The sequence below is a fragment of the Colwellia sp. C2M11 genome (assembly GCF_018860915.1).
Lineage (GTDB): Bacteria > Pseudomonadota > Gammaproteobacteria > Enterobacterales > Alteromonadaceae > Colwellia.
Genome location: NZ_JAHKQD010000003.1, coordinates 128,864 through 147,921 on the forward strand (window position 1 = coordinate 128,864; position 19,058 = coordinate 147,921).

Here is a 19,058-nt window from a genome sequence, read left to right on the forward strand (position 1 = left end):
ATAATGCATAAAATGTGCCTTTAAATTAATTAACAGTAAAATAGCTTTATATAACAATTAAATCTCATTAAACTCAATACTGAAGTTTTCAGAATAAGTATTATTTGAATTTAATATACCGTTAATTCTGATCCTTCCGCCTAGGTTTATATCAATAATCCCTGATGTTTCGCTATTAATCGTTATACCGGTATCAGCGATTATTAATTTACTTTCTATATCATTCGTTACTTCACCATCAGGCACATAAATAATGCCACTGCCATTATCATTGTGTGACTTGACAGTAATGGCTATTTCAGTATGAGGGTCGGCATAAATACGGTACTTGCCTAATTGCCCTTCTTCAGAGATACAAATATTAGAGCCTATTACATTAGTGATTAATTTTGTGTCATAGGCCATGACACAACCACCAGAGATATAAATTAACGAACCAAAATTAATCCGACTCCTTTCAATAATATATGCATCAGCTTTAGTACTGCTGTGAAAAAAAGTGAAAAACAAGCCGAAAATGACTATCAGTGTTAATTTAATTTTCATAATACCTCCCTCTCCCCTTTGATATCATTGACAGTGTCAATACAGTAAAAGCCTTTACTTTTAATCACTTAATTTTTGCACATTAAAATAAGCATTATTGGATGTTACCCACCCGATTACATTATTAGTAGCCAATCGCGCTTTTGCTGTTTGATAGTCACTATAGGCTTGGCTAATTATACAGTATTTTTTCACCCCATTAATTTCCTTTTCAGCAATATATAATGGGATTGAACTATTGAACTGCTTAGCCGCAGCTAATGCATTTGCTCTATAATTGTGAGCAGCTAGCTGTATCACAAACTCTGTGCCTATAGTATCATTATTGTCAACAATTTTTTCAGGAGTTAGGTTTCCATTTAAGCGAGTTAAATTATTATTTAACTCCTTCGCCTTAATCGATGATAACGTGCGAGTTAGCGCTTCTGGCAAGTGTTCTCTTTCTTGCATTTTAACTATGCTCTCAGTTCTTTCTATAGGCTTTATTGGAAGTTCATTTCGCTGCACGGGATTTATGGCTATGTAATCCCTGCGTTTGGGTGCAACAGGAAGTTTGTCAGGTTGAGAATAACGTTGTTGCACTTGAAAATTAGTACGAGCAGGTAAACTATAAATTTGTCGACTAAGCGGATCGTCTTTATCTAGCCAAACTTGTTGCCCTGAATTATTAACATTCAAGCGTAATAGTCGTAAATTTTGCGCTTTTCTTTGTCCATTACTATCTGAAAGTGTTAACTTTATATCATCAAGCTCAACAAACCCACCTTTACTACTCGTTGTAAATTCAAAACCAACATTGTTCGCAGTGAAGCCACTTTTATCTAAATACTCTGGTAGAATGGCAACTTGATAACGTCCTGGCTTAAGGTTTCTCGCTTCATAAAAGCCATCTTGATCTGTATTTACTTCTTTAACTATTTCACCAAAACTATTTTGTATATATAAAATCGCTCCTGCTAAAGGTCGATCTTCGTTTTCACTATTCGTTACATACACAAAACCTGAAATATCAGTAGTAATATAAAACGGGATATTAACATCAACATAAGCGCCCGGATGAGTATATATGACATAATCTTTCTGTAGTGTACTGGTGCCATACTCCCAACTAGCATTAAATTTAAAAGGTGTATTTGTACTTACCCCTGGCACGACTACTCTGCCATTCTCACCACTTTTTATATTTTTCCAGGCACTATTACCTGTAAAAGAAACCCCTTCTAAATCCCAGTCAGATTCATCCCTCCAACCATTTGGGTTTCTATCTAAATAACTATAGGTATTAATAGAAGCAGAGCCCGAGGATAAATCGTTCGATATTCTCATTGTCTTATTGTGATGATCATACCCAAAAAACAAATTAAATCCTAAACCAATAGTCCATTCATCTTCCGCATTATAAGTACTAGATAAATTACTCGAAAAGTAATTGTTATCCCAACTCATGTTGTAACCAAGTTGCCATTTATTATTGGTGTCAGCTAAATAATAAATACCTCGAAGGCTATGATAGAATCTATTGTTAAACCAACTTAAAGTAATATTACCACTTTGAATGATATCGCTATCATTATCGGGCTTATACTGTATACCTGCATTCAATCTTAAATTATTCGTCAGTGAACCACCAAGACCTAAGTTACCAGACCAGTCTTCAAGTAATACACGCGCATTGTTTATTTTATCTTCTTCAGTAATTGTTTCAAATTCTAGCTGTTCATAACGGTTATAATACAAAGTATTAGTCACACTGACACCACCAAATGATTTTGATAATCGTTGATTAAATTGCCAATGGTTATCTTCTTTTCCCAAAATATTATCGACAGAACTATCATCTTTAATGGTGTTATAACCGACCCCTATGCCATAGCCAAGAGAGCCTAAAGATGGAAGAGAACCGGCATAATTAGCATAAATATTGTGCCAACGGCTATCAGCTGAATTAATCCTGCTACTTCTAAAATCATCTGCTGATTGATAAACAACAGAAAAGGTATCTCTGCCATAAGCATTACCTGTAAGCGTTGATATTTGTGAATAACCTGCCTCGTTTTGTGCTGAAATTTCATTTTCAAATAAATATCCAGGCAGAACAAAAGCATTTTTTAAAGTAACAAAACTTTGTTTTTTCCCATTAAAGTTAGTCGTCGATTGAACAGCACTTAAACCAAGTAACCAATTATCACTTATGCCATAGTCAAAAGTAAAACCAGAATCCGTAAGTGAAAAATCAGTGTCGCTTTGATCATTAATAACCCTTTTAGTACGATCAACCCCATAAAAACTATAAGCCATTTGTCCTGCTGATAAAGCATTACTATCAATATTATAATAACGGGTTATTATTTTTTCTTCCCCGAAAGGACCATAAAGCTTAATTTCGTAACGATTATTACCATATTGCGTTTCGACGTCATCAAAGATCAAATTACCATCAGCAGGCACTACTTTTAGCTCAATAAACTGTCCATTACGATAAAGTTCAGCACTCCAGCCAGGAATTGCTGTTTCTTCTAACGTTATACCAACGTTCCTATTGCGATATGCTTCTGGTGCTCGCGAGAACACAGCACCTAGCCCAGATCGCGTTGATGTTGTTAAATTCCTACCTGTAGTACTAATATCACCAAAGGAATAACTATCAAAAGCATCAAAAATCATCTCATTTGGCTTGGTTTTATATCTTGAAAAGCGTACCGATCCAGTAAGATCTTGTTTGTTGGTATCAGTAATAGTGATATTTGCAGAGTGATATAAAAAATCAGAAACTGTTTGCAATGAATAATTAAGCGAAGTGTTATCATCACTATCAAGATTCAAATTACTCGAAAAGCTGCCATGAGGTATAGTAAATAAACGATATTCATCTTCAATAATGTCTTCATCAAGTAAATCAGAATAGTTAACTTTATTACCGTTGCGAGATAAAGTACGCTGTAAAGACAATTTTGCTAATTGCTGTTTAGGAAATTTATAATCGGAAGTAGTTATATGTAATTTTAGGTTGCTCTCGTTATAGCTAATTTCAACATTAAATAAATCACTGAGAGTTTTACTGTCGATAAATAAATAATAACCATCATCAAGCCAGTAACCATCAGCATTGATCTTAGTTTTATCTATTAATTCAAAACTATATAATTTGTTCTCTTTCCATACATTTAATTCTTTGCCTGTAATCGAGTTTCTTAATGTTAATACATCAAATAATGGCTGAACCGCTAAAAGTAATTTACCATCTATAGAGTAAGCATCTATCGAAGAAGATATTTGATCTTTATCTAAATAGGTATCAAGCAATAAAAATTCATCATTAATAACCAATTTATGTAATTGAGCACTAGAACTTACACTGCTCCAAGATAAAAAAATAAAAATGACAAAAAGATGACGCACTGAAAACAGTACTTCATAAGGTATTAATTTCTTTTTATTCATATTAACCCATTGTTATTAATTATTTTTTATTCAAGCCTCGTAAGTTTCATACATATATATTGATATTATAGCGAAATGATTTTACGAAGATAAAATATCCATGAATAATTCATAAAGCATTTTATATGCCATTAATTAAACAACAGTTTATTAATTAAGATTATAATTAAAGGTGGAAATCTATATCAGCAAGCAACTCTTCTAGCTAAGCAAGAATTGCTTGTATTGCAAAAATTGCTTGTATTGTTGTTGTAACATTTTAATCATTATGTGTAACGGTTAAAGAGCCGCCATATTTTTCTACTTCGGTAAAACGTAGCGAAATATCACTTTCAGCAAGGTTAACAGGTACTGAAAATTCAAAATCTCGATAACTTGACTGAGTATAGATTGAAATAGACTTTAACCCGTTAACTTTTTTGCCAGTTCGCTTATTTAAAACCTCTAAGTCTCCGTAGATTGAACGATTTCCTTCCCGATTCAATCTAAAAGATACTTTTCCATTATCTAATAGCTTTACATTAGTAAAGCTTGCTTGAGCATTCAATTTAGCTGTGCGAGCAACAATAGGAACATTATGTACAAGTCGCGGAGCAACATTGACTAAATTTGGTGTCGGAGGGGAAATTTTTCCACAACTAACACTTAAGTAACTGTGATATTCAGCTTTATCTGTGTCTGCACTGCGCCTTAACGATAAGCGAATAGCTTGAGATTTACCTGCAGCAATTGAAAATCGACGTGGCGAAAATTTAACTGTTTTACTGGTATTATTACTCGGTAATGTATCGGTTAACTCTTTCCCCATTACCGCAGCATTATCAAATTCAAAATAGCGAAAAGACAAGCGGCATTCTTCAGCCGTTAAACTGCGATTTAAAACAATAAATGAGGCAACTCGATTATTATTATCAAGATAAATTCTATTACTTGTTAAACTAATAGCATTAACATTAAAAGTGGCAATCGTTAATAATATTACGATTAACACACATATATATTTTACTTTTACTAACATATAAAAACTCATTAAATACCAAACAAATACAAAACGGACAAAAAAAAGCCATGTGAATAATAACATGGCTTTTCATCGTCGTTAAATATAGTACCTTAAGATACTATCTTAATATATTGCATCAATTGTAAAGTCTTGCGAATAGTTAGTATCAGCGGTTAAATCCGTGTTAATAGTAATTTTACCACCAATCACTATACGTAATTCGCCCTCAGTAACATTAGCATCAGCACCATCTGTCGCATCAGCTAAAGCGGTAGTTGTCGGAGAGGAAACAAAGAAAGATTGACAGGTATCGCCAGCGGTAGCGCCATCATAATTACTGATACAGCCAGAATCCGGAGTATAAGTAAAGTCACTACCAGTTACTTCATTGACAGTAATTTGAACATCAGAACCAGAAATGCCTATCACTCGATAAATACCTATTTGGTTTCCAGATATACCTGCTGCAGTATCAATACAACCTGTACCTGTCACAGCACCTGCAAGGCTACCTGATACAGGTGTTCCTCGTAGAATAGCAGCGTCCGCATCATTTATAGTTGTCCCAGATGCATCCATTGAACATGTACCACCATTGGCTGAAAACATTGTTGCGCCGAAACTTAGCGCTTGTACTTGTTGAATCTCAACATCAGAAATTGTTCTAAAACTAACCGGAAAATCAACACTTTGTGCATTAACCGTTGTTGCAATAAAAGAAATTGCAGTAAACACCAGTGATTTTGATAATAATTTATTGTTCATAGTTTTCCCTTTTATAGAGTGGATGCCGCCTGTGATAAGTTTAGACGAATATCTTCAATTATAGTATCGGCTTAAAATAAAATAACTTGAGCAAAATAAACAATTAATTGTTATTTATTTCTACAGTAAAATCAATAAAACAAATATTGAACAATATTTGTTCAGCAGCTACTGCCACTACCACACGAGCAATAAGGAAACGGTTAAGACAACACTATAATCGTTAGCGGCTTAAAAGAGTAGCGCCATTAACAATACCACTAAAATTAGCAAATACTTCAGGTTTACATTGTACTGTAAAATTTGAGAAGCATACAAAGTTAACTCATTAATAAACTAATTCTATATGGTAGGATAAGCTAGACACAGCTATTTCATTATAGTGTTATTATACTAATGAAATAAGTAATACAAAGTTATCATGTAAAGGCTGTAAAGTTATTCTTTACAGCCTGCTTTTTATTATTTTAATAATTTAATTATTTTTTTGACTACATTTTAAATTATTGATTTTCAAATAACGCTTCAATCGATAAGTTTTGCTGACTTAAGATATCGCGAAGGCGTTTCAGTCCTTCCACTTGAATTTGACGAACTCGTTCACGAGTTAAACCTATCTCAATGCCGACATTTTCTAATGTTTCAGCTTCATAGCCCATTAAACCAAAACGTCTAGCAATTACTTCTTTTTGTTTGGAGTTTAACTCATTTAGCCAGTTCACTATGTTATTACTCAGATCTTCCGACTGTAAGTCTCCTTCTGGACCATTACTTTTGCTATCAGGAATAACGTCGAGTAATACTTTATCTGAGTCACCTGAAAAAGGTGTATCTACTGATGCTATACGTTCATTCAAACGCAGCATTTTAGTGACATCTGCAACCGGTTTATCTAGTGTATTGGCTATATCTTCAGCGGTTGGTTCATGGTCTAACTTTTGAATAAGTTCTCGTGAAGTTCGTAGATAAATATTTAATTCTTTAACGACATGAATGGGTAAGCGAATGGTACGTGTTTGATTCATTATCGCTCGTTCTATCGTTTGACGAATCCACCAAGTAGCATAAGTAGAGAAGCGAAAGCCTCGCTCAGGATCAAATTTTTCAACAGCACGAATTAAACCTAAATTACCTTCTTCAATTAAATCAAGTAAAGGTAAACCACGGTTATTATAGCGTCGAGCTATTTTAACCACTAAACGTAAATTGCTTTCTATCATACGCTTACGTGATGCTTCATCACCTTTTAGGGATAGGCGCGAGAAATAAACTTCTTCTTCTGCGCTTAGTAATGGTGAAAACCCTATTTCACTTAAATAAATTTGTGTTGCATCAACACCTGACGATTTTTGTACTTTGTCTTTAAGCACGGTCGTTTGTTTTTTTTCTTTTACCATGGTGTTCTCCCTTATCTCGCAAGCTTATTATTAACTATTATATATTCACACTAACTCCAATTTATTTAATCAAACAGTATTCTTTTTAATCAATGATTTACTATGATTAATACCTCAATAGAATACACTTCTTATCGCTTCGGCAAATACTTTAAGGGATCAACTGACTTTCCTCGAAAACGTATTTCAAAATGAAGCATAACCCTTTCTGTATCAGTATCTCCCATCGTTGCTATAGTATCTCCAGCCTTTACTTGCTGCTGTTCTTTTACCAGTATTTTATCATTATGGGCATAGGCACTAAGATAATCATCATTGTGCTTTATAATAACTAACTTGCCATAACCTCTTAATGCGCTCCCCGAGTAAACAACTTTACCACTTGCCGTCGCCTTAATTTTAGTACCGCGTTGAGCAGTAATATCGATCCCTTTATTGCCTTTTTCTTTCGCAGAAAAATAGGCAATGATTTTTCCTTTAACAGGCCATTGCCAACGACGAATTTTTTGAGAAAAATTATCTTTCGGTTGACTATTTTCTATTATTTTCTTATCACTTATATTTTTACCATACGCCTGCTTTTTCGAAGATGCAACACTCTTTTTCACTACAGTATTGTTCTTTTGAGTAGAGCTTTTAGTCGGACTTTTACTGTACTGCTTATTCTTACTAGCTTTTACACTTTTTGTCTGTTTATTCGCCACTAAAATTAATTTTTGATTTGGAAAAATATTATAAGGAGCTGGAATATTATTCAATTTAGCTATTTGCCGAACATCAGAATTTGCTCGCCATGCAATTGAATATAATGTTTCTCCCGGCTGCACTACATACTCAGTACTATTGATAGTATTTTGAGCTTGTTTAGTTAAGGGAATACTGCCATAGACAGTTACTACAGGAGCGGGTTTTTCCCGAGAAGAGCACGCCAAAAGATTCAGAACTAAAAAAATACAACACAATAATTTTAAAAGTGTTTTAGGCGTTGTATTATTTTTAATTTGAATCGCTATCATGGTTAAACGAACAATTATTTCAAGACTAAATACGCAATGATAATTAGTGCAACAACAGTCCAACCTATCATGTCTATCCATTTACGTAATTTATGTGTAATAGCCTCTCCTCCCCACTGAATTAATCCAGCAACAAGGAAAAATCGCATCCCTCGTCCAATAGCTGAAGCAAGTAGAAAAGGTAAAAATGCCATATGTAAAAAGCCAGCACTTACTGTAAATAACTTATAAGGTATAGGTGAGAAGCCAGCAATAAACACTACCCATACACCCCATTCATTAAACCAAGTTATTGCGGTATCAAATCGTGCTTGATAACCAAATTCAGTAATAAGTGGTTGTATCCATGGTTCAAACATCATATAACCAAGCAAATAACCAACAGCTCCTCCTAAAATAGACGAAATCGTTGTCAGGCTGGCTAGTCGCCATGCTTTTTCAGGTTTAGCTAATACCATAGGTGCAAGTAGAACATCAGGCGGAATAGGAAAGAATACCGATTCAGCAAAAGTTAACAGTGCTAACATCCGTGGCGCAAACTTATGCTCAGCCCATTTTAGCGTCCAATCATAAACCGCCGTAAATATTTTCATTACAATAACTCTCCAGCGACTAGCGGTACAAATCGAACGACTTCAACTTGCTCCTCGCTATAACTATCACCATGGCGAGTAATGGTTTTCAGTATTTGAGTTTTATCGCCTACAGGAATAACTAAACGTCCACCATCAACCAGCTGATCAAGTAATGCTTGTGGCACACGAGCTGCACCAGCGGTTACAATAATGGCATCAAAGGGAGCTTTACTTGCCCAGCCTTGCCAACCGTCTCCATGCTTTAATGAAATATTATGTAAATCTATCGATCTTAAACAGCGCTTAGCTTGAAACTGTAAAGCCTTAATTCGCTCTACCGAAAAAACTTTATCTGTTAGTTGCGCTAAAATAGAAGTTTGGTAACCTGAGCCGGTACCTATTTCTAGAATGTTTTTAGGCTTATAATCATTCAATAATAGCTCTGACATTTTTGCAACTATATAAGGCTGAGATATAGTTTGCCCTTGTCCAATAGGTAAGGCTGTATTATCGTAAGCTTTATGAGCCAATATTTCTGGTAAGAAAATATGACGAGGTGAACTTGCTATAGCATGTAATACCTGCGGATTTGTTATGCCTTCAGCCTGCAACTTTTGTGCAAGTAATTCTCCACTTCTTTTTGTTCTACTGCCCGCCCTAGCATTTTTTTTATGACTCATCATAACCTTACTTCACCTATCCATTCTTTCATACTATCTATACTGTTATGTGCTGTTATATCAACAGTGAGCGGTGTTACTGAAACATAACTATTCGCTACTGCATGAAAATCTGTACCTTCACCACCATCAAGCTCTTTACCTAACCTGCCATACCAATAAATATCTCTTTGCCATGGGTCTTTCATTTTCTGCATCTGTTCAGCTTTATGTCTATGACCAAGACGGGTGACTTTTATCCCTCTTATGTCATCAATTGCCACGTCAGGCACATTGATATTAAGAATTTGATCCGCAGCTAAAGGATGCTCTTGAATACGCTTAATAATTCTCGCGGTAATTATTGCCGCGGTTTGATAATACTTTTCATCTTTGCCTAGCAGCGATATAGCAATGGCAGGTAACCCCATATGTCGACCTTCAGTCGCCGCAGCAACAGTACCCGAATATATTGTATCATCACCTAAATTCGGGCCATTATTAATGCCAGCCACAACTAAATCAAATGACGATGATGCAAGTTGGCTAACACCTAAATGAACTGAATCAGTGGGCGTGCCATTAACAGAAATAAAACCATTTTCTAACACTTCTGCTCTAAGAGGGTTTAATAAAGTTAAAGAATTACTTGCTCCACTGCAGTTTCTATCCGGTGCAACAACCGTGACATCAAAGTACTTTATTAGCTCTTGTTGTAGCACTTTAATACCCAATGCATGAACACCATCATCATTACTTAATAAAATTCTCATTAATTATTTCACTCTATATTACCGTTCGCCTGTGTATTAACACGTTGAGTGCAATCTTGATAATCAATTAACTCTCGCAGCACTGTCGTTGCATATGAACCAGCAGCCAATGAGAAGCTAATTTTTACAGCAGGTAATGCTTCTTCAATCGAGCTGTCATTTGTTAAGAGCTCAATGTCTGCATTATCAACAACTAACCGAATACGTCGACGCTCTTGTTTTAAGCCAAAACGTGGTAAGCCATTAGCAAATTCACTGTTCTTATCAGCGATTTCTTGTTCAAGTATACCGGGTTCAGCAGCTGTCATTAGATCACCAGCTCCCCACATTGCTGCAGTAATATCCACATCTTTTTCAATTAAGCGTTGTTTAAGAACAGCATCAATCTCTTTAGGGCGAAACACAGATTGAGAACCGGCAAGCATTAATACATCACCTAATTGTAATTCTGAGAAGGTATTATTTTTAATACGTTGATTAACTATCGCATTAAAAATATATGATCGTGCTGCTGATAAATACATCCCCCGTTTCTTTTTATCTTTTACTTTTGTGCCTGAAAACAAACCTAATGCATGTTCAATGTTACCACCGTCAATGCCAAAACGCTGTTCACCAAAATAATTAGGCACACCCTGCTCTATAATTTTTTGCCAACGTTCATACAACGTTTTAAGTTCGGTAACGTCACGTAATATTAACTCAAAACGATTACCAGTTAATGCGCCTGTACGTAGTTTTTTGTTATGTCTTTTGTAACTGAGTACTTCAACACCTTCAATAACGAGATCTGATAAATCATATGTTTGCTTACCAGGTACATGAATACCGAACCATTGTTCTGTTACAGCAAAGCGATCTTTTAAACCTGCATAAGACACTAATTGTTCTTTTACCTTAAAATATTTAGCTAATTCTCGGGCAACAAAAACAGTGTTTGCACCGGTTTTTCTAATATGAATAAATAAGTGCTCGCCTTCACCGCAAGGTAAAAAAGGCAGTAGTTCAAACACTTTAAAATCACTTTGGTTGACTCTTAATAAACCTTTAGACTCAGGTTTGTGGTGCAAATAGGCAAGTTCTTGTAACATTATTTATCTCTGAATTAGTCGTAAGGAGCAGTAAAATTAAATTTCTGTTGTCACTGAAATGGAATGAGAAAGAGGTGTCAGCAATATAACACAATGAACCGCAATGCCTTCTTTTCTACCGGCATATCCTAGCTTTTCCGTTGTAGTTGCCTTGACATTAATTTGCCCTAACGAACAATTTAAGTCTTCACTTAGACACTCGCGCATTGCCATTAAATAAGGTGCTATTTTAGGTGCTTGAGCAACAATGGTTATATCACCATTGCCAACTTCATAACCTTGTTCATTCATTAAAGCCACGACATGACGTAGCAAAATTCTGCTAGAAATATTTTCATATTGTCCATCAGTATCAGGAAAATGATTCCCGATATCTCCTAAACAAAGTGCTCCTAAAATAGCATCGCAAAGCGCATGTATAGCAACATCACCATCGGAATGCGCAATAAAACCTTTATCAAAAGGAATGGCAACTCCTGCAAGCATTAAGGGTCCTGAGCCACCAAATTTATGTACATCAAAACCATGACCTATACGCATTTTTTATCCTTTTCATGTTCAATTTTTTGCTGATTTAAATAAAAACTAGCTAAGATTAAATCTTCTGGGCGCGTTATTTTTATATTGTCTCTTCTACCTGGAATAAGTAAACAAGGTAAGCCTACAAACTCAATAGCAGAAGCTTCGTCCGTAATTACTAGCCCTTTTTCTTTAGCTTGTATTATTGCTTCTTTTAATTCTTGGGCTTTAAACATTTGTGGTGTAAAAGCATGCCACAAACTACTGCGATCAATTGTTTTATCAACACCTGCTTGACCAGAATCATTGCTGCTAGCACGCTTCATGGTATCAACAACAGGGGCTGCTAAGATTCCACCTGTATTATGTTCAAGGCATTGTAAAATAAGTTTATCGATATCGTCATGAGTAATACAAGGTCGGGCTGCATCATGTACCAATACCCAATCCAATTCATCAATCGCCTGTAAACCACTTAAAACAGAATCGACTCTCTCTTCACCACCACTAACTTTTATAATGTTAGGGTTATCTGATAATGCTGTTTTGACAAAATAGCCATCATCATCACTTATAGCTACGATCACTTTTGCTATATTTTTATGGCTAAGTAGACGTTTAATTGTATGACTTAAAATAGTTTGTTCATTGATTGTAAGATATTGTTTAGGACATGATGCCAACATCCGTTTGCCAACACCGGCAGCAGGAACAACGACAACAAACTGTTGATTTTCAACGAATGGAATAGCATTATTCACAACTAATATAACTCTTTGTTGGTATTGTCATTTACTTCACTATTCTTACTAGGAACAACACGAAAAAACGTTTCATTTTCCTTAATCATACCAAGTTCATTTCTAGCACGCTCTTCGATTGCTTCTGTACCTAACTTGAGATCATCTGTATCTGCATATAATAATTTATTTCGTTGTTGAAGTTTGGCATTTACTAGTTGCTGAGCTTTAACATCTTCTTGCAAAGATAAATAATCAGACACACTGTTTTTACCGAACCAAAGTCGATATTGCAGTAAAGCCAACACAATTAATAATAGTACTGTAAATGCCCTCATAATCCCTTAATAAAATAAATAATGACAAGAAGATTTACTATTATATGGGCTTCTTATTTATAACGCTAATGGTTGTTTGAAGTCTTTCCAGTTAATCGCACAAGAAAGTAACAATTCACGTAAACTTGGTATGATCGGCTGTGACACGCTACTATACGTTTTATTTTTCCAACAGTGTCCGGCGCAAGCCGCTAACATAATCTTTTTATTCGGTTTTAGTAGCTTAATTTTGGTATTATTTACAGGAAAGTTATCCGCTAAACTATCGCTACTAAGAGAAATCCAGCCAGCTACATTACTGCGAAGTCGTTTATTTTCGACATCAATCTTATCAATAGAATCTAATATTACATGTCCCCCAATAAATATTGGCACCACTAACCCTAAGGTTAATTTTTGTGTTAAATACCATGAAGAAACTTCTGGTGCTGTCTGTCCTGATAACGACAACTTACTGGCTTGTTTTGCTGACCAACTCGCATTTTGAATATCTAATGTTAACGGACTAATTCCCTGTGCATTAACTTGGGTCATTAAATTGGCTGTGCGCTTAATGTAATAACTTAAACTCTTTAAACGCCCTTGTACCGATTGTACAGACGTAAATTCACCATGTGCAAGCAGGCGTAACTCTCGCTCATAAAGCGCATTACATATTTCTGCAAAGTCATTACTTTGCTGGTCAGTTTGCCAAAGAGAAGTTTGCGACATCAATTAATAAATCAAGTAGTTATATTTGTATTATTCAGATAATTCGTTATCTCTTAGCATACTTGATTGTCGATAAAAAATACAACGCCAGATAAAAAAACCGAGCTTTAAAGCTCGGTTTTTAATCAAAGACACTTGAAATATATTACGGTGATATAAACACTCTGTTTATAAATCTTTATTCAAAATTAATAACACAAATGGTTATTGACCTTTAATTTCACTAAGACCATTATAAACAGCCTTATCACCTAAAAATTCTTCAATACGTAATAATTGGTTATATTTAGAAACACGATCTGAACGGCATAAAGATCCTGTTTTAATTTGACCTGCTGCTGTACCTACCGCTAAATCAGCAATAGTTGCATCTTCTGTTTCACCTGAGCGATGAGAAATAACAGCAGTATAACCAGCACTTTTAGCCATTTGAATTGCAGCTAACGTTTCAGTTAATGAACCAATTTGGTTAAACTTGATTAAAATTGAGTTAGCAACACCTGTCTCAATACCTCGTTTAAAGATCTTAGTGTTAGTCACGAATAAATCATCACCAACAATTTGTACTTTATCGCCAAGTAAATCAGTTTGGTATTTAAAACCATCCCAATCAGACTCATCTAAACCATCTTCAATTGAAACAATTGGGTATTCTTTACAAAGCTCACCTAAGAAATCAGAGAACTCATTTGAAGTGAATTGCTTGCCTTCACCTTTAAGGTCATAAATACCTTTTTCACTATCGTAAAATTCCGATGCAGCACAATCCATCGCTAATGTAACATCTGAGCCTAACTTGTAGCCAGCAGCAGCAACTGCTTCTTTAATTACCGCTAAAGCGTCAGCATTAGAGGCTAAGTCAGGGGCAAAACCACCTTCATCACCAACAGCAGTATTCAAACCTTTGCTTGATAATACTTTTTTCAAGGCATGAAAAATTTCAGCGCCCATTCTTAGTGCTTCAGAGAAATTTTTAGCACCGACAGGCTGTACCATAAACTCTTGAATATCAACATTGTTATCTGCATGCTCACCACCATTAATGATGTTCATCATAGGTACAGGCAAGCTATAAACACCAGGGGTACCATTTAAGTCAGCAATATGCTCGAACAACTGAACACCTTTATCAGCTGCAGCAGCTTTAGCAACAGCTAGTGACACAGCTAAAATAGCATTTGCACCAAATTTCTCTTTATTTTCAGTGCCATCTAAATCGATCATGATTTTATCGATATTAGCTTGCTCAAGTGCGTTTTGGCCAACTAAAGCAGGTGTAATATCATTTTTAATGGCAGCAACAGCGTTAAGGACACCTTTACCTAAGTAACGAGATTTATCACCGTCACGTAGCTCTAATGCTTCACGTGAACCGGTTGATGCGCCAGAAGGTGCTGCTGCACGTCCCCAAGCACCCGATTCTAAATAAACATCTGCTTCAACAGTTGGGTTACCACGAGAGTCCATAATTTCGCGTGCTATTATTTTACTTATATTTGACATTATATTTCCTTCTCAAACTTAAAAAACAAAAACCGCAGCCTATAGCTACGGTTTATAATTATTTTGAATTAACTTAATTGCTGCTTTTGATAGTCAAAAGAAGCGGTAATAAAGCTTTCAAATAAAGGGTGCCCATCACGCGGAGTTGAATTAAACTCAGGATGGAACTGCCCGGCAATAAACCATGGATGATCTGCTATTTCAATCACCTCAACTAAACTTTTATCAGTTGATAACCCCGAAAATATTAAGCCAGCTTTGCTTAACTGTTCTCGGTAGTTATTATTTACCTCATAACGGTGACGGTGTCTTTCATAAATTGTTTCACTGCCATATACGTCGCACACCTTGGTACCTTTCACTAGGTGACACAATTGTGAGCCCAAACGCATAGTTCCGCCTAAATCAGACTCTTCACTGCGGTACTCAACTTGCCCTTCTTCGTCAAGCCATTCACTGATCAAACCAACCACTGGATGCGGCGAATCAGCATTAAACTCAGTACTATGGGCGTCAGTCAAACCTGCAACATTTCGTGCAAATTCAATTAAAGCAACTTGCATACCTAAGCAAATACCTAAATAAGGTATTTTATTTACACGTGCATATTGTGCCGTTAAAATTTTACCTTCTACGCCACGTTCACCGAAACCACCAGGTACTAAAATAGCATCTAAATCTTTTAATAAGTCAGTACCTTTAACTTCAACATCTTGTGAATCAATATACTTAATATTAACCGTTACTTGGTTTTTCAAACCTGCGTGTTTTAATGCTTCATTGACAGATTTATAAGCATCAGGAAGTTCAATGTACTTTCCGACCATACCAACCGTAATTTCACCTTTAGGGTTCGCTTCATGATAAAGTACTTCTTCCCACTCAGTTAGATCTGCTTCAGGTAGCTCTAAGCCAAAACGTTTAGTCACTAACTGATCTGTTCCTTGAGATTTTAATAACGCAGGAATTTTATAAATACTGTCAACATCACGCATTGACACAACCGCTTTTTCTTCAACATTACAGAATAAAGCAATTTTCGCACGTTCCCCATTTGGTAAAGGTCGATCTGAACGACAAACTAAAATATCAGGGAAAATACCAATTGAGCGTAAATCTTTTACTGAATGTTGAGTCGGTTTAGTTTTAATTTCGCCCGCAGCAGCTAGGTAAGGAACTAAGGTAAGATGCATAAACATTGCACGTTCACGACCTACTTCCGTTGCGAGTTGACGAATAGCTTCTAGGAACGGTTGTGATTCAATATCACCAACAGTACCGCCAACTTCAACCATGGCAACATCGTAACCTTCCGCCCCTTCTATTACACGACGCTTTATGTCATTCGTAATATGTGGAATAACTTGAATAGTTGCACCTAAAAATTCGCCTTTACGCTCGCGTGCTAGAATATCTTGGTAAATACGACCCGCCGTAAAATTATTTAGCTTAGTCATTTTGGTACGAATAAAGCGTTCGTAATGACCTAAATCCAGATCGGTTTCTGCACCATCTTCAGTCACAAAAACTTCACCATGCTGGATAGGACTCATAGTGCCGGGATCGACATTAATATAAGGGTCAAGTTTCAACATGGTTACTTTTAAACCACGCGCTTCAAGGATTGCAGCTAAGGATGCTGCGGCAATACCTTTACCAAGAGACGAAACTACGCCGCCAGTAACAAAAATATATCTAGTTGTCATGTCTACACCGATGTAAGGGAAATACAGAATTTTTTTTGCATTACTTTTTTAACTATAAAATGCTCATCCATAGTGATTATTTTCGTTAAGAAAACACTAAAAAGCACGTTAAAAAGAAGTAAAGCAGGACGGGAAAACATTATACTTAAAATACAAGACAACAACAATAATAACTGTAATTTACAATTATATTAAATTTATTCTGCCTCAAAGAGAGCGCAAGTTAAAATAAGCATTTTTTTGTCGTTCATTAATCGTTATTATATGAGTATCACTTTTTAACCTAAGTAACCTATGACAAATAAATTAGAGCGCGTGTTATCAGCTATTGACGATATTAACCGCCAAGATAGTAATTTCACCCTACTAAATAACGAAAAGCACCCAAAAGAATTGCTTTATGGCCAACGAATGACCGCTTGTCTAAATGAGCATTGGCCACAAGCAAGTGAATTATTACAAATAGCAGTTCGAGCTCAGCATATTAAGCGTTGGCATTTAAAACGTAATGAGTATGAACCAGGTAAAGCTGGGTATTATAAATGGCGAATCGCGTTAGGGAAGTTTCATGGTGAACTAACTGCGAGCCTTATGATCGAGCAAGGTTACAGTGATTTACAAGCGAAACAAACAGCCTCTATAATTTGTAAAGAAAACTTAAAAAGTAAAGAAGATAGCCAACTCAATGCTGATAGCCAAACATTGGAAGATGTTGCCTGCTTAGTTTTTCTAGTTCATTACTTTGATGAATTTGCTACACAATATATTGAACAAGATAATGAAGCTAAAATAATTCGTATTGTGCAATTAACCTGGGGAAAAATGTCTGAAAAAGCTCATAATATTGCCTTGCAAGTAGCACTGCCTAAACATTTGGCCAATATTGTCAATAAAGCACTTTCTGCCTAATTAGATTCAGAATTTCAATAGTTTGCTGTGTAGTGTTAAGGATTCAAAAATTCGACGGTGGTTTAACTACAGACATGAGATTCCGTATCAAAACACTTACGGAATGACGAAATGGGCGTCATCCTGAAAGGAATCAATATCCCATAAACGGCCATCGTTACCTTAAAAAAATCGTCATCTTACACCGTCGTCATTCTGAACTTAATTCAGAATCTTACACATACCTCATTATTTGTCCCGCTTTCTTAAGGGACTACAATATGGTGATAATATAGGGCTATTTACTAATAGGTAAACGGCATAAAAAAATGAAAGGCCAAATAACTAGGAGAATAACCAAAAACGATAACATCAAGTCTTGTAGTAAATAAGAAGACCAAGCCACCGATAGTATAATCATAAGCAAGGCAATTCTTTTTGCTTTTCTAGGTATACTTCGACTTTTCTGCCATTCTCGAATTAGTGGTCCAAATGTTTTGTTATCAAGTAATTTTTGTTGCATTCTTGGTGACGATTTAGCAAAACAAGCTGTTGCCATAATCAAAAAAACAGTTGTTGGTAGAATTGGTAAGATCGCACCTAATATGGCTAAACCAACACAAAAAACGCCCATAGTTTTCCATAGCAAAACCATAATTTTGTTTCGTTTAGCAATAGTCACAGGACAACCTTGGGCCGTTATTCTAGACTTTATTTCTGCTGTTTGAGTTAGCGATTCTTGGTTTTGACGCAAAACTCACTCCATTATTCGTGTTTCAAGTTAACTTTAACTTTATTATTGGTGTCGCGACTTTTCTTTATTAATGCATTATCACTATCTATCTGATTACTATTCACTAAGGATTTAGCTAATCTATCATATAACAATACGTTCACTGAGGCCGCTAAGTTCATACAGCCCACCGTGGGTACATATACAACACCATCAGCATTATTTATGACGCTTTGACTAATAGTACCATCTTCAGGACCAAAGATATAAATCGCTTGATCTGGGTGTTGAAAATGAGGCAATGGTGTCGCTCCTTCAACGAGATCTACACAAATAATTTTGGTATTTTCTGGTAGTTCAGCGCGCAAGGCTTCAATATTTTCAAAATTTCTTGCGGCCTTTAAAGGAATTTTTTCATGAGCATTTTTAGTATCGGTATTATGTTTTGAGCCATTATATTTAGCTGCATTCGCATACCGCTGTCCTGTATACAATACTTGGTCAACACAATAGCAACCTGCAGCACGCATAACAGCACCAACATTGCTGGGACTTTTAGGGTTAGTTAAACCAACAGTTACATAACTATTGTCAACTTGTAAACGTTTTCCTAAAGCCATAGTGGAGAGTAAAAGTTTAGTCATAATATTATCT

The 19,058-nt window shown here is 35.7% G+C and carries 19 protein-coding genes; 1 reads left to right on the forward strand and 18 read right to left on the reverse strand.

Features of this window, described 5'->3' with window-relative positions; translation table 11 throughout:
- Nucleotides 1-57 precede the first annotated feature (57 nt).
- From KO509_RS00505 to KO509_RS00580, 16 genes are all read right to left on the reverse strand, one after another.
- Nucleotides 58-546, reverse strand: coding sequence for a hypothetical protein (locus KO509_RS00505; RefSeq protein ID WP_215971326.1), 489 nt, complete (start codon nucleotides 544-546; stop codon nucleotides 58-60).
- A 60-nt stretch (nucleotides 547-606) separates the two neighbouring features.
- The gene (locus tag KO509_RS00510) at nucleotides 607-3,987 is read right to left on the reverse strand and encodes a carboxypeptidase-like regulatory domain-containing protein (RefSeq protein ID WP_215971327.1); all 3,381 of its coding nucleotides are present in this window, start codon (nucleotides 3,985-3,987) and stop codon (nucleotides 607-609) included.
- 259 nt (nucleotides 3,988-4,246) lie between these two features.
- Complete coding sequence (locus tag KO509_RS00515; protein ID WP_215971328.1) at nucleotides 4,247-5,005, reverse strand: hypothetical protein; 759 nt, start codon at nucleotides 5,003-5,005, stop codon at nucleotides 4,247-4,249.
- Nucleotides 5,006-5,113: 108 nt separating this feature from the next.
- The gene (locus KO509_RS00520; RefSeq protein WP_215971329.1) at nucleotides 5,114-5,755 is read right to left on the reverse strand and encodes a hypothetical protein; all 642 of its coding nucleotides are present in this window, start codon (nucleotides 5,753-5,755) and stop codon (nucleotides 5,114-5,116) included.
- 503 nt (nucleotides 5,756-6,258) lie between these two features.
- A complete protein-coding gene (gene rpoS, locus KO509_RS00525) occupies nucleotides 6,259-7,152 on the reverse strand; it encodes an RNA polymerase sigma factor RpoS (RefSeq protein WP_215971330.1) in 894 nt (297 codons plus the stop codon).
- Nucleotides 7,153-7,283: 131 nt separating this feature from the next.
- Nucleotides 7,284-8,168, reverse strand: coding sequence for a peptidoglycan DD-metalloendopeptidase family protein (locus KO509_RS00530; RefSeq protein ID WP_215971331.1), 885 nt, complete (start codon nucleotides 8,166-8,168; stop codon nucleotides 7,284-7,286).
- Nucleotides 8,169-8,182: 14 nt separating this feature from the next.
- A complete protein-coding gene (locus KO509_RS00535) occupies nucleotides 8,183-8,761 on the reverse strand; it encodes a YqaA family protein (RefSeq protein WP_215971332.1) in 579 nt (192 codons plus the stop codon).
- A complete protein-coding gene (locus KO509_RS00540) occupies nucleotides 8,761-9,423 on the reverse strand; it encodes a protein-L-isoaspartate(D-aspartate) O-methyltransferase (RefSeq protein ID WP_215971378.1) in 663 nt (220 codons plus the stop codon). Before KO509_RS00540 ends, KO509_RS00535 begins: the two co-directional genes overlap by 1 nt.
- A complete protein-coding gene (gene surE, locus KO509_RS00545) occupies nucleotides 9,423-10,175 on the reverse strand; it encodes a 5'/3'-nucleotidase SurE (RefSeq protein WP_215971333.1) in 753 nt (250 codons plus the stop codon). The genes KO509_RS00540 and surE overlap by 1 nt, the downstream gene beginning before the upstream one ends.
- 8 nt (nucleotides 10,176-10,183) lie before the next feature.
- The gene (gene truD, locus KO509_RS00550; protein WP_215971334.1) at nucleotides 10,184-11,266 is read right to left on the reverse strand and encodes a tRNA pseudouridine(13) synthase TruD; all 1,083 of its coding nucleotides are present in this window, start codon (nucleotides 11,264-11,266) and stop codon (nucleotides 10,184-10,186) included.
- A 36-nt stretch (nucleotides 11,267-11,302) separates the two neighbouring features.
- On the reverse strand, nucleotides 11,303-11,806 hold the full coding sequence (gene ispF / locus KO509_RS00555; protein ID WP_215971335.1) for a 2-C-methyl-D-erythritol 2,4-cyclodiphosphate synthase: 504 nt from the start codon (nucleotides 11,804-11,806) through the stop codon (nucleotides 11,303-11,305).
- Nucleotides 11,797-12,546 (reverse strand): 2-C-methyl-D-erythritol 4-phosphate cytidylyltransferase, encoded by a 750-nt coding sequence (ispD, locus tag KO509_RS00560; RefSeq protein WP_303495257.1) that lies wholly within the window; start codon nucleotides 12,544-12,546, stop codon nucleotides 11,797-11,799. The genes ispF and ispD overlap by 10 nt, the downstream gene beginning before the upstream one ends.
- A gap of 2 nt (nucleotides 12,547-12,548) precedes the next feature.
- On the reverse strand, nucleotides 12,549-12,863 hold the full coding sequence (gene ftsB / locus KO509_RS00565; protein ID WP_215971336.1) for a cell division protein FtsB: 315 nt from the start codon (nucleotides 12,861-12,863) through the stop codon (nucleotides 12,549-12,551).
- Nucleotides 12,864-12,920: 57 nt separating this feature from the next.
- A complete protein-coding gene (locus tag KO509_RS00570; protein ID WP_215971337.1) occupies nucleotides 12,921-13,574 on the reverse strand; it encodes a hypothetical protein in 654 nt (217 codons plus the stop codon).
- Nucleotides 13,575-13,778: 204 nt separating this feature from the next.
- Complete coding sequence (eno, locus tag KO509_RS00575; protein ID WP_215971338.1) at nucleotides 13,779-15,077, reverse strand: phosphopyruvate hydratase; 1,299 nt, start codon at nucleotides 15,075-15,077, stop codon at nucleotides 13,779-13,781.
- A gap of 68 nt (nucleotides 15,078-15,145) precedes the next feature.
- The gene (locus KO509_RS00580; protein WP_215971339.1) at nucleotides 15,146-16,783 is read right to left on the reverse strand and encodes a CTP synthase; all 1,638 of its coding nucleotides are present in this window, start codon (nucleotides 16,781-16,783) and stop codon (nucleotides 15,146-15,148) included.
- Between the two features lie 294 nt (nucleotides 16,784-17,077).
- On the opposite strand from KO509_RS00580, the gene KO509_RS00585 reads away from it, so the two are divergent.
- Nucleotides 17,078-17,692, forward strand: a complete 615-nt coding sequence (locus tag KO509_RS00585; protein ID WP_215971340.1) for a DUF4202 domain-containing protein — start codon at nucleotides 17,078-17,080, stop codon at nucleotides 17,690-17,692.
- A gap of 277 nt (nucleotides 17,693-17,969) precedes the next feature.
- Here KO509_RS00585 and KO509_RS00590 read toward each other — a convergent pair whose 3' ends face one another.
- Nucleotides 17,970-18,425 carry a YbaN family protein gene (locus KO509_RS00590; protein ID WP_252727310.1) on the reverse strand — a complete coding sequence of 152 codons (456 nt, stop codon included), beginning with the start codon at nucleotides 18,423-18,425 and terminating at the stop codon, nucleotides 17,970-17,972.
- 11 nt (nucleotides 18,426-18,436) lie between these two features.
- Nucleotides 18,437-19,048 (reverse strand): RNA methyltransferase, encoded by a 612-nt coding sequence (locus tag KO509_RS00595; protein WP_215971341.1) that lies wholly within the window; start codon nucleotides 19,046-19,048, stop codon nucleotides 18,437-18,439.
- Nucleotides 19,049-19,058 lie beyond the last annotated feature (10 nt).